The organism is uncultured Maribacter sp. (assembly GCF_947496775.1).
Taxonomy (GTDB): domain Bacteria; phylum Bacteroidota; class Bacteroidia; order Flavobacteriales; family Flavobacteriaceae; genus Maribacter_B.
On the sequence record NZ_CANMDU010000004.1, the window covers coordinates 219,944 to 236,970 of the forward strand.

Annotated in this window: 10 protein-coding genes; 5 read left to right on the plus strand and 5 right to left on the minus strand. The window is 32.0% G+C overall.

Translation table 11 applies throughout. The features are described from left to right. Positions 1-44: 44 nt before the first annotated feature. The 3 genes from Q0856_RS09095 to Q0856_RS09105 all read left to right on the plus strand — a co-directional run bounded on the left by Q0856_RS09095 (position 45) and on the right by Q0856_RS09105 (position 7,511). On the plus strand, positions 45-3,146 hold the full coding sequence (locus Q0856_RS09095) for a UvrD-helicase domain-containing protein (protein WP_298504292.1): 3,102 nt from the start codon (positions 45-47) through the stop codon (positions 3,144-3,146). A 189-nt stretch (positions 3,147-3,335) separates the two neighbouring features. Continuing rightward, positions 3,336-4,697 (plus strand): OmpA family protein, encoded by a 1,362-nt coding sequence (locus Q0856_RS09100; protein WP_298478600.1) that lies wholly within the window; start codon positions 3,336-3,338, stop codon positions 4,695-4,697. A 66-nt stretch (positions 4,698-4,763) separates the two neighbouring features. Then, positions 4,764-7,511, plus strand: coding sequence for a PD-(D/E)XK nuclease family protein (locus tag Q0856_RS09105; protein WP_298504296.1), 2,748 nt, complete (start codon positions 4,764-4,766; stop codon positions 7,509-7,511). On the opposite strand, the gene Q0856_RS09110 is transcribed toward Q0856_RS09105, so the two are convergent. The 5 genes from Q0856_RS09110 to Q0856_RS09130 all read right to left on the minus strand — a co-directional run bounded on the left by Q0856_RS09110 (position 7,512) and on the right by Q0856_RS09130 (position 12,841). Then, the gene (locus Q0856_RS09110; protein WP_298504299.1) at positions 7,512-8,225 is read right to left on the minus strand and encodes an SDR family oxidoreductase; all 714 of its coding nucleotides are present in this window, start codon (positions 8,223-8,225) and stop codon (positions 7,512-7,514) included. A gap of 151 nt (positions 8,226-8,376) precedes the next feature. After that, positions 8,377-9,492, minus strand: a complete 1,116-nt coding sequence (gene hppD / locus Q0856_RS09115; protein WP_298504301.1) for a 4-hydroxyphenylpyruvate dioxygenase — start codon at positions 9,490-9,492, stop codon at positions 8,377-8,379. A gap of 30 nt (positions 9,493-9,522) precedes the next feature. Further along, positions 9,523-10,407: a flavin reductase family protein gene (locus Q0856_RS09120; RefSeq protein ID WP_298504303.1), complete on the minus strand. Its 885-nt coding sequence runs from the start codon at positions 10,405-10,407 to the stop codon at positions 9,523-9,525. Position 10,408: 1 nt separating this feature from the next. Then, positions 10,409-11,656 (minus strand): fumarylacetoacetase, encoded by a 1,248-nt coding sequence (fahA, locus tag Q0856_RS09125; protein ID WP_298504305.1) that lies wholly within the window; start codon positions 11,654-11,656, stop codon positions 10,409-10,411. 27 nt (positions 11,657-11,683) lie between these two features. Then, positions 11,684-12,841 (minus strand): homogentisate 1,2-dioxygenase, encoded by a 1,158-nt coding sequence (locus Q0856_RS09130; RefSeq protein ID WP_298504308.1) that lies wholly within the window; start codon positions 12,839-12,841, stop codon positions 11,684-11,686. A 120-nt stretch (positions 12,842-12,961) separates the two neighbouring features. Here Q0856_RS09130 and Q0856_RS09135 point away from each other — a divergent pair, with 120 nt between their 5' ends. Both Q0856_RS09135 and Q0856_RS09140 read left to right on the plus strand, forming a co-directional pair. Beyond that, positions 12,962-13,531: a TetR family transcriptional regulator gene (locus Q0856_RS09135; RefSeq protein WP_298504310.1), complete on the plus strand. Its 570-nt coding sequence runs from the start codon at positions 12,962-12,964 to the stop codon at positions 13,529-13,531. 202 nt (positions 13,532-13,733) lie between these two features. Further along, a complete protein-coding gene (locus Q0856_RS09140; RefSeq protein WP_298504314.1) occupies positions 13,734-16,394 on the plus strand; it encodes a T9SS type A sorting domain-containing protein in 2,661 nt (886 codons plus the stop codon). The last annotated feature ends 633 nt before the right edge of the window (positions 16,395-17,027 follow it).

The following is a 17,027-nucleotide window of genomic DNA, read 5'->3' on the forward strand; positions in this document are numbered from 1 at the left end:
TGTTAAGAACATTGCAATATTTCGTATTTTGCAATTAAAAGAGATTGCAAGAAGTTCCATATAAAATATACAGTGCCTCTGCCGGCTCAGGAAAAACATATGTTCTTTCTAAAGAATATATTAAAACTGTTTTATCTTCTACACATAGTTTTAAACAAATACTTGCTATAACATTTACCAATAAAGCGGTAAATGAAATGAAACATAGAATTATTACTAGCCTGTTTGAGTTCAGTAAAACTACTTCGACAGCAGATGCTTCTTCCATGTTCTTAGACATCATGAAAGAACTTCATTTAGATGCTGTTACTTTACAAAAAAAAAGTAAACGAACTTTAAAAGAAATTTTACATAATTATGCTTTTTTTGACATTTCTACCATAGATAAGTTTACACATAGACTAATACGAACTTTTGCTAAAGATTTAAAATTACCTCAAAATTTTGAAGTCGTTTTAGATACCAATTTATTGTTAGATGAGGCTGTTTCCGCATTAATAAATAAAGCCGGCTCTAATGATAAACTAACACAGGTATTATTAGATTTTGCCCTTGAAAAGATAGATGATGATAAAAGTTGGGACATTGCCATTGATCTAACTAAAATTGGCAAGCTTCTATTTAACGAAAATCATGTTCCGCATTTAAAACAAATAAGCGATAAAGGTTTAGATGCCTTCTTGGATTTAAAAAAGAAACTAAAAAAAGATATAAATACTATAGAACAAAATGCTAATAATTTAGCCTCCGAAACCCTAGAGTTAATTAGCAAAAGTGGCTTTGAGTATACTGATTTTCCCAGAGAAACACTCCCAAACCATTTTAAAAAAATAATTGAAGGTATTTATGAGCCAAGCAAAATTTACAATAACAAACTAGAACAAAATTTAATCGATAATAAAATTGTAAAAGCTACAGTTTCATTATCTACAGAAGAACTTTCTTCGCAATTATTACAATACTATTCTACCATAAAAAACCTTTTGTATACTCGAGCATTCTTAAAAAATGCTTATCAAAATTTGGTTCCTCTGACAGTTTTAAACGCAATTCAACATGAAGTTAAACATATTCAAAAAGAGAAAGACCAATTATCCATATCAGAATTTAATACTATTATATCTAATGAAATTAAAAACCAACCTGCTCCTTTTATCTATGAAAGATTAGGAGAAAAATACAGGCATTATTTTATTGATGAGTTTCAGGATACGTCAGAAATGCAATGGAATAATCTTACTCCTTTAATTGGTAACGCCTTAGAAAGTGAAAACCTTCTAGGGGAAACGGGTTCTTTGTTTTTAGTAGGAGATGTTAAACAATCTATCTATAGATGGAGAGGCGGTAAGGCGGAACAATTTTTAGATTTAACAAATAAGAATGTAAATCCATTTGTACTGCCACCTTCCATAAATAATTTACCCGATAATTATCGTAGTTATGAGGAGGTGATTAATTTTAACAATGAATTTTTCACATGTACAAGTTCATTATTAAGTAACGACACCTATAAAAATCTATATATACAAGGAAATAACCAAGGAACTAATACTAAAAAAGGAGGTGTAGTATCTCTTTCTTTTTTGGAGAAAGATACTAGTACAGATGAAGACTATTGTATAGAAGTTCTACAAACAATTAAACAAGTAAAATCTAAAGATTATTCTTATAAAGATATTTGCATTATTACTCGTAAAAGAAAACACGGCGTGGCTGTTGCAAATTTTTTAATGCAGAATAACATTCCTATTATCTCTTCTGAAAGTTTATTACTTAAAAATAGCCCTAAAGTAAAATTTTTAATTTGTTTATTAAGATACAATCTATTACCAAATGATTTAGAAAACAACTACCAAATACTAAATTATCTATCAAAAGATAAAACGGAAAAACACCAGTTTATTTCTGACAATATAAAACAGTTAGATACTTTATTACATACTAATTATTACTATAATCGAAAATTAACAGAACAATTATCTGTTTTTGATACTTTAGAGATTGCCATTAAACTGTTTGCTTTAGCAGAATCTTCAAATGCCTATATTACCTATTTCTTGGATATAGCATTAGAAATAGAGCAAAATAGTGGTGCCGACATACAAACGTTTTTAAACTATTGGGACAAAAAAGAGGAGACTCTAAGTATCAGCGCTCCAGATAGTATGAATGCTGTACAAATAATGACAGTACATAAAGCAAAAGGACTAGAGTTTAAAATAGTAATATTTCCTTTTGCAAATTCTAGTTTTAAAGAGCAAATAGAACCCAAATTATGGATGCCTATAAATTCAGAAATATCGCCAAACTTTAATGAACTTCTAATTAGCAAAAAGCAAGAAGTGGTACAATATGGTCCCGCTGCAGAATTTTTATACAATGAAGAAGAATACAAATTAGAGCTAGACGCCTTTAATGTTATTTATGTGGCATTAACGAGAGCCGTAAAAGGACTATATGTAATTACTAAAAAAGACCTAACTCAAAAAGGAGACCATAAAGAAGCAACATATTCGGGAATGTTTATTGCTTTTTTAAAATATAAAAATCTTTGGAACATAGAACAATCTATATACACTTTTGGCCTTTTAGAAAGTAATCCCGAAAAAACAATTAGCAATAAAAACCAAACGGATATTGCCTATGGATATACCGAAAAAAATAGGCCCGGATTTCAGATAATAACCAAATCTGGCATGCTTTGGAATACCGACAGAGAACAAGCAATAAATAAAGGAAATATTTTACATAACATATTAAGTAATATTTATACGGAGAAGGATACGGATTATGCCTTATCCAAAGCTTTATCCTCTGGAGAGATTAGCCCGATAGATGTTCCTATTTTAAAGGATAACATAAATGACATCATAAATCATCCAGATTTATGTATGTACTATAAGGACACCATTACCATATATAACGAAAAAGATATTATTACACCTAACGGAGAAATTCTCCGCCCAGACAGAATAGTAATTATAAATAACAAGGCATCCATTATAGATTATAAAACCGGAAAAAAAGACTCCCGATATAACCAACAGCTATATTCGTATGCCGATGCCCTAGAAAGCATGGGGTATTCTATATATACTAAAATAATTGTATATATAAATGACAAAATAACCTGTGAATTTATTTAGAACTGTTCCTTATTAAGGAAAATCTCACAAAAAAAATTTGTCTTAAAAACAAAAAAAGGCTCTAAAACTCGATAAAAGGAAGGTTTTTTTCTATAAAAGGCTCCAAAAAAAATAGGTTATGCATTTTGTTAATAATATTTAACAACTTACATTTGCAGCTAATAAACACTTAAACTTAAAAATTTAAACATGAAACATCTTAGCAAATTATTAGTTGTTGCTCTACTTGTTGTAGGTTTTAACAACATACAAGCTCAAGACGAAAATAACCCATGGCAGGTTAGTTTTGGAGCTAATGCGATTGACGTATATCCTACAGGAGATTTCGTAGCAGACGATCTTAGTACTAGTTCTTTTGGAAACGAATTATTCAACGCAGCAGATCACTGGAACATTCTACCTTCAATCTCTTATATTGGAGTTTCTAAAAATGTAGGTGGTGGATTTTCTGTTGGTGCTAGAGGTTCTTTAAATAAAATTAGCAAATGGGGAGATGATAGTAGAGATGATTTATCTCACTATGGTATAGATGGTACAATTAAGTACAACTTTATACAAAATAAATGTATAGACCCTTTCGCTGAAATAGGTGGTGGTTATTCTTGGATTGATGAAATTGGTGCTGGTACTGCTAATGCTGGTCTAGGTGTTAATTTCTGGTTTACAGAAAACATTGGTCTTACTGTACAATCTTCTTATAAGCATTCTTTTGAGGATTACTTAGTATCTCACTGGCAACATATGGCTGGTATAGCTATCAAATTTGGTGGTACAGATACAGATGGTGATGGTGTTTATGACAAAGATGATGCTTGTCCGGAAGTTGCTGGTTTAGAAGCTTTCAATGGTTGCCCAGATGCTGATGGTGATGGTATTGAAGATAGCAAAGATGCTTGTCCTAATGCTGCTGGTACTAAAGAAATGAACGGATGTCCTGATGGTGACGGTGATGGTGTTGCTGATAAAGATGATGCTTGTCCAGAAGTTGCTGGTTTAGCTGCTTTAGCTGGTTGTCCTGATGCTGATGGTGATGGTGTTGCTGATAAAGATGATGCTTGTGCTAACGAAGCTGGTCCTGCTGAAAACAAAGGTTGTCCTTGGGCTGATAAAGATGGTGATAGCGTTTTAGATAAAGATGATGCTTGTCCTGCTATCGCTGGTACTGTTGCTAACAATGGTTGTCCTGAAGTAACTGAAGAAGTTCAAAAGAAATTAAACGATTACGCAAGAACTATCTTATTTGATACTGGTAAATCTTCTATCAAAGCAGAATCTACTGCTGTAATGGTTGATATTATTACAATCTTAGCAGAGTACCCTAACGCTAAATTTACAGTTGAAGGTCATACGGATAGTGTAGGTAGTGCTAAATTAAACCAAAAATTATCTGATTCTAGAGCTAATTCAGTTCGTGATTTCTTAATTGATAAAGGAATTGCTTCTGATAGATTAACTGCTATTGGATACGGAGAAGATAAGCCTATCGCTACTAACAATACTAGAGCTGGTAGAAAATCTAACAGAAGAGTTGAAATCAACTTAGTAAAATAAGAAGATTTAACAATCTTAATATAAATTAAAAGCTCCGCAATTGCGGAGCTTTTTTTATATTTAAAAATGAAAGGATTTTTAGAAGAAACTTTAGAATTAATAGTACAAAAACACGACTCACTTAGTAATCATATTTTTATTCTCCCTAGTAAAAGAGCTGGCACCTTTCTTAAAAATTTAATAGCTCAAAAAACGACTCAAACTTCCTTTGCTCCAGAAATATTAAGTACCGAAAGTTTTATAGAAAAAATATCGGGCTTATCATACGCATCTAATCTAGAACAACTTTTTGAGCTTTACAACACCTATTTACAAAGCAAACCGCAGGAAGTAGAAACATTTTATTCTTTTTCTAAATGGGGACAAACACTACTACAAGATTTTAACGAAATAGATAGATACTTAATCGAAACTAAAGATTTGTTTTCTAACCTATCTGCCATACAAGAAATTACCCATTGGTCTCCTGATGCTCCAAAAACACAGATGATGGATGACTATCTAAAGTTTTGGAATAATCTAGATGCCATATACCAAACATTTAAAAATTCTTTACTTAAAAATAATAAAGGACACCAAGGATTAGTATATAGGACAGCCACTGAAAAATTAACGGAGTATCTAAAAACAAAACAAAATAACATTTTTGTTTTCCTTGGTTTTAATGCCCTTAATACGTCCGAAAGCAAAATAATACAGTATATTTTGGAATACCATAATTCTGATATTTATTGGGATATGGATAGTTATTTTATGCAAGATTCTATACATGACGCAAGTTTGTTTTTAAGAAGCCATAAGAAAGACTGGAATTATTTTAAGACCAATAATTTTAAAGGAGTTAGTAATTACTATAACACTCCTAAAAAAATAGAAATTATTGGTGCTCCCAAAAATATTTCACAGGCTAAGTATGTCGGCAACCTCTTAAGGCACATAAAAATAGAATCCCCTGATTCTATTAAAAACACTGCCGTTATTCTTGCAGATGAAACCCTATTAAACCCAATAATAAACTCTATTCCTAAAGAAATAGATGCTATTAATATTACGATGGGCTATGCCTTAGAAAAAACTACTCTAGCAAGTTTTTTTAATTCCTTTTTCGAGTTATACCTAGGAAACAACTCCAAAGGATGGTTCTATTCTAACTTACTATCTTTTATATCGCATCCGACAACTACAACGCTAATTAATGAAAAAGAAGAAGATTGTTGTTCTAAAATTAGTACAACGATAAAAACAAAAAATTGGTCTTACATATCTACATCTAAAATAAAAGCTTTAGCTCCTGATAACGTAATTCTATCCGAACTCTTTGTAGATGAATCCTATACACCGATAACCTTTATAGAAAAATGCTTACATATTATCTCTGAGCTAAAAAATATATACACTAGTCAGAGCAATTCTTTAGCATTAGAATATCTATACCGCTTCAATAGCTTATTTAATCAACTTAACACCTTAATACAGGAATATAACTACGTAAACGACTTAAAGTCTCTCTTGAGTCTTTATAACGAACTGCTCTCTTCTGAAACTTTAGATTTTAAAGGAGACCCTATTGAAGGACTTCAAATAATGGGAATGTTAGAAAGTCGTAATCTAGATTTTGAAACAGTAATTATTACTTCTGTCAATGAAGGAATATTACCTTCTGGAAAGTCGAATAATTCTTTTATTCCGTTCGACTTAAAAATTAATCATGGCCTTCCTACGTATAAAGAAAAAGATGCCGTTTATACATATCATTTTTATCGTTTATTACAACGTGCTAAAAACATCTATTTAATTTACAATACAGAACCGGATGTATTAGAAGGTGGTGAAAAAAGTAGATTAATTACTCAACTGCTTACAGACGAGAATAAAACAAAAGATATCAAGGAGAAAGTTGCTACACCTATAATAATACCGAATGTAAAAGATTTAGAAATAATAGAAAAAGATTCTGCCTTACTAGAACTTATAAAAGAACATGCAACGAAAGGGTTTTCACCAACATCGTTAAGTAACTATATTAGGAATCCTATCGATTTTTACAAACGTAATTTATTAAAAATTGAAGATGTTTTAGCAGTAGAAGAAACCGTTGCGGCAAATACTTTTGGCACTATAGTTCATGATACTTTAGAAGATTTATACACTCCGTTCATAGGAAAACTATTAGATGCGGAGGCTCTTAAAACATCCAAAAAACAAATCTCAACCTTAGTAAAAAAACACTTCGCACGAACCTATTCTGAAGGAGATATTACACAAGGGAAAAATCTATTAGCCTTTAACATAATTATTAGATATATAGAAAGATTTGTAGATTTAGAAATTACGCAACTAAAACAAAATTCTATTAAAATAATTGGACTGGAACAACAGTTACGTGTTAAACTCCATTTTCCTGAGTTAGACTTCCCGGTAACTCTAAAAGGAAAATTAGATCGTATCGATGAAGAAAATGGTTCATTAAGAATTATTGATTATAAAACAGGTCGTGTAGAGGGCAAAAATGTTACTATTAAAAATTGGGAAAAGGTAACTACAGAATATTCCTTTAGTAAAGCATTTCAACTATTATGTTATAGCATTATGTACAATGCTAACAATCCGATATCTGAATTACAAGCTGGAATATTAACTTTTAAAAACCTGAATGCTGGTTTATTAAAATTTGCTTACCAAGAAGGAAAAAGAAAGAGTGCCAATGATAGCATCATAAATCAAGAAATTTTAACTCTATTTACCAAAGAGCTAAAATCACTTGTTTTAGAAATATGTAACCCCAATTCTCCTTTTATAGAAAAGGATGTTTAGTTATTTTTTATCTGGCCTTGTTGGTCTTACCTCAATTTTGCTAGGCAATGTTCTTGAGTGCATTTTAAGTAAATCTAAAACCAATTCTCCTATATCCTCTGGCTGTATTTTCCAAGCATCTTTCTCGGATGGGGAGTTTCCTGCAAATTCTGTAGATACGGAACCTGGCATTATGGTAGAAACTTTTACATCATACTTTCTTAAATCTAACATTGCAGCCTGAGTAAAACCAACAACTCCATATTTAGTGGCGTTATACCCTGCTCCATTTGCAAAAAAATTGGTTCCTGCTAAACTAGCCAAAGTTATATAATACCCCTTAGATTTTTTTAGAGCTTCAACAGAGGCTTTTAAAGTATGAAAAACACCACTTAAATTAGTGTCTACCATTACGTGCCAATCCTCACTAGACATTTGATCTATGGGCATAAAATGACCAACCCCGGCATTTGCCAATACTACATCTACTTGCCCCCATTTCTCTTTGATTTTTTTAATGGCTGCTTTCTCGTCTTCTAGCTTAGTAACATCCGAAGACAAAGCTAAAACCTGTTCTTCATTACCTAAATACTCCGCTGCTTTTTCTACTGTCTTTAAGGTTCGACCACTAATAGCAACTTTCATGCCCACTTCCATCAGTTTTTTTGCTACTCCAAACCCTATTCCTTTAGAACCGCCTGTTATATACGCTACTTTTCCTGTTAAATCTTTCATATCCTTTATTATCATAATATACTCTCAAAAGTATTAAATAAGTCTTCTAAAGAGAAGTAAAAATTAGTTAAGAATAAGAGAGGTTATCAACAAAAAAGCCCCAATATTTAATTAAACTATGGGGCTTTTTTATAAATAAGAAAATCTAATCTTATAAAGTTCCTCTTAGTTCTTGTTCTCTTTCCAAGGCTTCAAATAAAGCCTTAAAATTACCTTTCCCAAAAGAAGTAGCTCCCTTACGTTGTATTATTTCAAAAAACATAGTTGGTCTTGCTTGTACCGTTTTTGTAAATATCTGCAACAAATATCCTTCATCATCACGATCCACTAAAATTCCTAAAGGTCTTAAAGCCTCAATATCTTCATCAATCTTACCTACTCTATCTGTAAGTACATCATAATAAGAATCGGGAACTCTTAAAAATTCTACACCCCTATTTCTTAATTCTGTTACCGTTTTTACAATATTATCCGTTGCTACTGCAATATGTTGCACTCCTTCTCCTTCATAAAATTCCAAATACTCATCTACTTGCGACTTCTTTAACCCTGGTGCTGGTTCATTGATAGGAAATTTTATTCTACCATTACCAGAACTCATTACTTTACTCATCAAAGCGGTAAATTCTGTAGAAATATCTTTATCATCAAAAGACATAATTTGGGTAAAGCCCATTACTTCTTCATAAAATTTTACCCAATGATTCATTTGCCCTAAAGCCACATTTCCTACCATGTGATCCACATATTTAAGACCTACATCTTCTGGAGTATAATTAGGCGTTTCCCAAGAAGTAAATCCTGGTAAAAAAACACCATTGTAGTTTTTGCGTTCTACAAAAATATGTACCACCTCACCATAAGAATAGATACCTGAACGTACAACAGTACCAAACTCGTCTTTCTCTAAAACTGGTTTCATATAATGTGTTGCTCCCCTTTTAATAGCTTCATTATAAGCATAAGTAGCATCATCTACCCAAAGCGCCGTAACTTTTACACCATCACCATGTTTATCTATATGTTTGCCAACTTCCGTTCCACTTTTTAAAGGAGAAGTTAAAACCAATCTTATTTTATCTTGTACAACTACATAAGACTCTAACTCTTTACTTCCAGTTTCTAAACCTTTATAAGCAAGAGACTTAAATCCGAATGCTGATTTATAATAGTGTGCTGCTTGTTTAGCATTACTAACATAAAATTCTAAATAATCAGTTCCGTTAATAGGCATAAAATCTTTAGCCCCTTCTACTGTTTGTGACATTTTTTTACTTTTTTTATTATTCTCAAGAATCTACTTTATCGAAAAAGTAGTTAAAATCGCATTCGTTATATTCTCTTCTTTTATATAAACTCGGATACGACAATGCAATGCATAAAAATCCTTATCCTTAACCATTTTCTTTAATGAATCATCTGTACTTATAAATTGCGCTATTTCCTTCTCAGATGGTATTTTTTCGGCATTACCCAATCTTCCTAAATTATTTCCAGTAAGAATATCACTCTTTATAACATGAGTAGGTAGTTTATCTACCCCTATTCCCTGTGTAAAAATCGGCTTAGGAATTTCAAATAGGGCAGCTTCATTAGCTCTGGTATACCAACTTTCTCCCATTCTTGCCACCATATCTAATTTTATAGTATCTAATTTTCCATCTTTATTTGTATACACATCATCTATATGAATTAAAACCACTTTAGCAATGATTAAATTACCAGCTCCCCCTTGATCTCCTAACGCTATTACATTCTCTACTACACATTCAAAAGAAACCGGAGATTCTTTTACTCTTGGGGATTTTACTCTAACAGAAGGGATAGCTGTTAAACCAGACTTTGCAAATTCATTTACTCCTTTATTATATTCCGTGCTGGCTAAAGACATTTGCTCCACCATAGGAAAATTGACCGTATTAATAACTACTTCCTTAGTTTCTAAAGCATTTTCTAAAGTATGCTTTGTTGTATTATCCCGAACCCTTCTTGCTGGTGAAAAAATCAATATTGGCGGATTGGCACTAAAAACATTAAAAAAGCTAAATGGACTTAAATTAACGTTTCCCTCTCTATCTACCGTACTTGCAAGTGCAATAGGTCTTGGTGCTACACCTGATAATAACAACCCATGCAATTGCACAACTTCTATTTCTTGCGGATCTAAAGTAAATGTTGCCATATTATTTTTTTATAGGTAATAACTTTGTTTTTACTTCTCCAAAACCAACTCTTTTTCCATCCTTTTCACAGAATCCGCGCATAATAACAGTATCGTTATCGGCAATAAAAGTTCTTTGGGTACCATCTTTAAGTTGTATTGGGTTTTTGCCAGCCCATGAAAGTTCTAGCATAGAGCCGTAACTGTCTTTAGATTTTCCGCTAATAGTACCAGAGCCCATCATATCCCCTACATTTATATTACAACCGTTCATGGTATGGTGTGCTAATTGCTGCGCCATATTCCAATACATATATTTAAAATTTGAGTTACTAACTACAGTTTCTTCTCCACTTTCTGGTTTAATAGCTACTTGTAACTCAATATCATAATTACGTTCTCCTTTATATTCTAAGTATGGTAATACTTTTGGAGTTTGTTCTGGGCCAGCAACTTTAAAAGGCTCTAAGGCATCCATAGTTACAATCCATGGAGAAATAGAAGAAGCAAAATTCTTTGCTAAAAATGGCCCTAAAGGAACGTACTCCCATTTTTGAATGTCTCTTGCAGACCAGTCATTAAATAATACTTTTCCAAAAATATACTCCTCCGCATTTTCTACTTTAACCGTATCTCCAAGGTTCGTTTTTTTACCAATGATGTACGCCATTTCTAATTCAAAATCTACCCTTTTAGAAGGCCCGTATGTTGGTTCTATAGCATCTGGAGCAATAGTTTGGCCCATTGGTCTATGTACATTTACATTACTTACCACAATAGAAGAAGCTCTTCCGTGGTAACCCACCGGAATATGTTTCCAATTTGGCAACAAAGCGTTATTGGGGTCTCTAAACATAGTACCTACATTTGTGGCATGCTCAATACTAGAGTAAAAATCGGTATAGTCTCCAACAAATACAGGTAAGTGCATTTGTGCCACTTTTTGATTTACAAAAACACTGGAATCCGTTTTTAAAACACTATCCGCATTTGTTAGTTCTTCTTGAATTATAGTTCTTACTTTAGAAGTAATTTCTTTACCTAAAGCAATAAAACTATTTAAAGTTGTGCTAGAAAAAACATGGGTACTAAAATCTAAGGAACTAAATATTCCAAGCTCCGAAGCGGCTACTAAATCTAAAATCTGATTCCCAATAGCGATACCAACTCTTGAAGTATGAAGGGTTGTAGAAAAAATTCCGAATGGAATATTATATATAGAAAAATCTGAATTTTGTGGAATATCTATCCAACAAGTCGTATTTGTCATAGTTGTAGTTGTTTTGTTATGGTACTATTATTCTAACCAAGATTGATAATAGGTACCATCATCAATATCTAAGGCCATTTGCGTTAATTTTAAAGGCTTAAAAGTATCTATCATTACGGCCAATTCACCTGTTTCTTTTTTTCCTATACTCTTCTCATAAGCTCCAGGATGTGGTCCATGTGGTATACCTGCAGGATGTAGGGAAATATGGCCTTGTTCTACGTGATTTCTACTCATAAAATTTCCATCTACATAATACAAAACCTCATCAGAATCTATATTAGAATGATTGTAAGGTGCAGGTATTGCTTCTGGATGGTAGTCATACAAACGAGGGCAAAAAGAACAAATTACAAAGGCATTTGTTTCAAAAGTTTGATGCACTGGTGGTGGTTGATGTACTCTACCTGTTATAGGTTCAAAATTATGGATAGAAAAAGCATAAGGAAAATTATAGCCATCCCACCCAACTATATCAAAAGGATGCGATGCATAGACCATATGATGCAATTGTCCCTGTTTTTTAACCTTCATAACAAAATCTCCGAAGGCATCTTGAGGATTAAGATTTTCTGGCAATTTAAAATCTCGCTCGCAAAATGGAGAGTGCTCTAAATGCTGACCAAACCAATTTCTATATCTTTTAGGTGTATAAATTGGATTATAAGATTCTGCAATAAGTAATCTGTTATTCTCCGTTTCAAATGTTATCTGGTATATCATTCCCCTTGGGATAATAATATAATCTCCATATTCAAAAGGGATATCTCCTAACATTGTTTTTAAAACTCCTTTCCCCTTATGAACAAATAGCATCTCATCCGCATCTGTGTTTTTATAAAAATACTCCGTCATAGATTTTCTAGGAGCCGCCAAGCTAACATGAACATCATTATTAAATAAAACTACTTTTCTGCTCTCTAAAAAATCATCTTCTGGTCTAACTTCAAACCCTTTTAATAATCTAGATTTTATATTATGTTTTAAAGCTGCTTTGGGGCTTAAATCTATACTCTCCCCAACTTCTTTTACCATCGTTGGTCTATGTAAATGATACATTAGGGAAGACATTCCGTCAAAACCAATAGTACCAAACAATTGCTCGTAATGTAGCGTTCCATCTTCTTTTTTAAAAACCGTATGTCTCTTTCTGGGGATTTTACCTAAAGTATGATATAGTGGCATAATTATATATTTACGTGAACGTTTGTTCATGTAAATATATTCATTATACAGATAATTGCAAACTTTTTCCTTAGTTTTGAGCTCTTTAACCAATGCATTCACACTTTTAGCATGAGCAAAATGACAAAAAAAGAACGCTTTTTAGCAGTCTCTTTAAAATTGATTAATGAAAAAGGATTTAAAGCAACTACCATAAGAGATATTGCAAGCAGTCTAAATTGTGAAGTAGCAAATATTTACAATTATATAGATTCCAAACAATCTCTTTTAGAAACCTATCTCTTTGGAATTTCCAATGAATTTCATTCTGCTGTAGATACTATTATAGATTCAAACATATCGTCCGAAAAAAAACTTAGGCTAATTATACGAACACATATAGACTTAATGGTTAAAAAACCATATGAATTGGCCCTCTTAGTTAATGAATGGAGAAACCTAAAAGAACCTAAACTTGGTACTTTTGTTGCCGAAAGAAACACCTACGAGGATAAGGTAAAAACGGTTATAAAACAAGGAATGGAACAAGGCGTATTTAAGGTCTTAGATTTGGAAATTGCCACATTTACTTTTCTATCTACCCTACGATGGTTACACGATAAAAATTCGGAGCACCCTGTACAGATGAATCCTATCGAAATTGAAAGGCAAATTTCAACTTTTGTTTTTTCCGGGATTTCTAAAAAATAAAATTATTTTTAAAGTGCCTACATCTTTATCATAATCCAAATACCAACCTTATTTATCGCACAACAAATTTAATATTAGCTTTTCACCAATTCTATAACTATATTTTACCAATTATTAGCCGTAATTGCACTAAAAATACCCTGTTGAACTAATATTTCTTTCTATTTTTAGCGGTAAATACTGACTAATTGTTATTACTTCTATGAATAAAAATTTATTTCTTGTTCTGTTATGTACTACTATTTTTTCTATTAAGTCCGTAGCTCAGCATTCTGTGGCTAGAGAATGGAATGAGGTACTTTTAGAAGCTATAAGATTAGACTACGCAAGACCCACCGTACATGCAAGAAATTTATTTCATAGCTCTATTATTATGTATGATGCATGGTCTATTTTTGATGAGACAGCAGAAACTGTATTTTTAGGTAAAAACTATGGTGATTATTATTGCTCTTTTGAAGGCATACCAACAACTATAGACATAGAAAGAGCAAGACATGAGGTTATAAGTTATGCTATGTTTAGATTATTGAACCATAGATTTAAAAACTCCCCAGGGGCTGCAACTTCATTAGAAAATTTTCGAAATCTATTCCTATCCTATAATTATGATGAAAATATAACTAGTCTAGATTATTCAACCACGAATTCTTATGCTTCTTTAGGTAATTACTTAGCAAGTGAAATTATTGCTTTTGGAATGCAAGATGGTTCTAACGAAGAAAATGACTATAGAAATCAACACTATTTGTACAGCAACGACCCAATTATTTTAGAGCAATATAAAGATACAAATGATTTAAATTTCCCTGATAGATGGCAACCCTTAGCGTTTGACTTATTTATTGATCAAAGTGGCAATCCACAACCATCTAGCATTCCGGATTTTTTAAGTCCCGAATGGGGAGAAGTAACTCCTTTCTCTCTAAAAAAAGAAGACCTAGAAATACTTAATAACGGATTTGAAAGCACTTTTTATGATGGTTTTGATAGTTATGTATATAATAACCCTGGTGATCCCGTATATATTCAAAACTCTAATGAAAATGGTATTGAAGACCCATATAAATGGCATTTTTCTTTAGTAGCCCAATGGTCCTCACAATTAGACCCTAACGACCCAACCCTTATTGATATTTCTCCAGGAGCTTTGGGCAATGTAGACATAGCTAACTACCCTAAAACTTTTGAAGAATATAAAAATTTCTATAAATTTTATGAAGGAGGAGACATCGGAACAGGGCATTCTTTAAATCCTGCTACTAATGCACCATATATGCCTCAATTAGTAAAAAGGGCAGATTATGCTAGGGTTTTAGCTGAATTTTGGGCAGACGGCCCAGATTCCGAAACTCCTCCTGGTCACTGGTTTACCATATTAAACTATGTCAATGATCATCCAGAAACTATTAAAAGATTAGAGGGTCAAGGTGCTATATTAAATGATTTAGAATGGGATGTTAAATCTTATCTTGCATTAGGTGGAGCAATGCACGATTCAGCAGTTAACACATGGGGTATAAAAGGATACTATGATTATATAAGACCAATTTCTGCTATTAGATATATGGCCGGAAAAGGACAAAGTACAGATTCTTCTTTACCTAGCTACGATCCCCATGGAATACCTCTTATTCCGGGCAGTATAGAACTTATTGAATCTGGAGATGTGTTAGCCGGAGATAATAATGAAAATGTGGGCAAAATTAAAATATACGCATGGAAAGGCCCAGATTTTATTCAAGATCCTATTACAGATATTGCCGGGGTAGATTGGATATTGGGAACGCATTGGTGGCCTTATCAAAGAGGCACCTTTGTAACTCCTCCTTTTGCTGGTTATGTTTCAGGACATTCTACTTTTTCTAGAGCCGCCTCAGAAGTATTAACTATGCTAACTGGCGATGCTTTTTTTCCTGGTGGAATGGGTACTTTTAATATAGAGGAAAACAACTTTTTAGTTTTTGAAAACGGTCCAAGTGAAGATATTACTTTACAATGGGCAACTTATAGAGATGCATCTGACCAAACAAGTTTATCCAGAATTTGGGGAGGGATACACCCACCTATTGATGATATTAGGGGGCGCATTATAGGAGAAAAAATTGGTATAGAATCTTTTAATCTTGCACAAAAATATTTTGATGGAATTGCATTATCTCCTGAAAATTTAAGCTTAAATATTACCAATGAAGATTGTATAAACCCGAATAATGGAAAAATATTAATTTCTTCCCTTAATAAAACATTAGATTTTAAATTTTCTTTAAACAATAAAGATTATACTTTTAAAAATGAATTAGAAATTGAGAATCTAGAACCAGGGAGCTATTCTTTTTGCGTAACACCAATAAAAAATATAGATTTTGAACAATGTTTTGATTTTATTATCGAAAAAGCTAATCTTTTGCAGGTAAAACTAGAAACAAATAATGGAGAATATATTAATGAAGCTAACATTGAAATAGTATATGGAACTCCCCCATTCAATATTACAATTAACAATGCTTTTTTTGTACAAGAAAACAAAAACAATTTCAGAATAAACATTAAGGAAGGAGATAAAATTAAAATTACTTCAGGGATTCTTTGCGAAGGAAATTTTAACCAAACAATAGCGTCAAAAAATAATGCAATAATTTATCCTAACCCTACTAATTTAAGCTCCAACATTTTTATACCTGAAGAAGTAGGAAAAGTTTTTGCAGAAATTTTTAACGCTCAAGGCCAGTTAGTTTCTTATAAAAACTACACAGTAGAAAACAATGAAATTAGAGTAGAATCGGAGTTTCTTCCATCCGGAGTATATTATATAAATTTACATTTAACAAAACCAAAAACGGTAACTCTAATTAAAAATTAGAAATAATTAAACCTCGAACGCCCCACTATTGTACAAAAACGCAGATTCAAACAAATTCCAAAAAAAAAAGAGATACATTGATGAAGTGTATCCCTTTAAAATTTTCTTTTTTCTTAATGTAAACAGTAATTTTGTTCCGTATAGCGGTACCTTTTATTTTCTATAAGCCTATTAAAAAAAATGATTTTTTTAGATTCTATTGTCGATTGATTGATGAGTGTTTTCATGATTGTTTTTTTATGATTGATGTACTAAAATCGATATTACCGATTAAAATTTCTATACTGCGCCCATTGAGCTCTTTTACTATTACTTAAAGACGAAAAATATTGTCCTGTTCTTGATTCTGTAGATGTTCTGTTCGTAGATGCTTTCATAATTTCTATATTTTAGTTGTTGTTGTTTAATTGACTTACACTTAATAGACGAGAGACTTATAATTTTGTTACAGTACTATGTATAAAAAGGTACTATTTTATGTATTATTTAACAATTAATCCTAAAGATAATACTCCGAAAGAGGTAAAGAACTCAATATAAGCAACATATAATTCTATCTTACTTACTTTCCTATTAATCTATAATATTTTTTTTAAACCTATTTTGTCTTCAAATGAAAAAAGCTTCACAAGT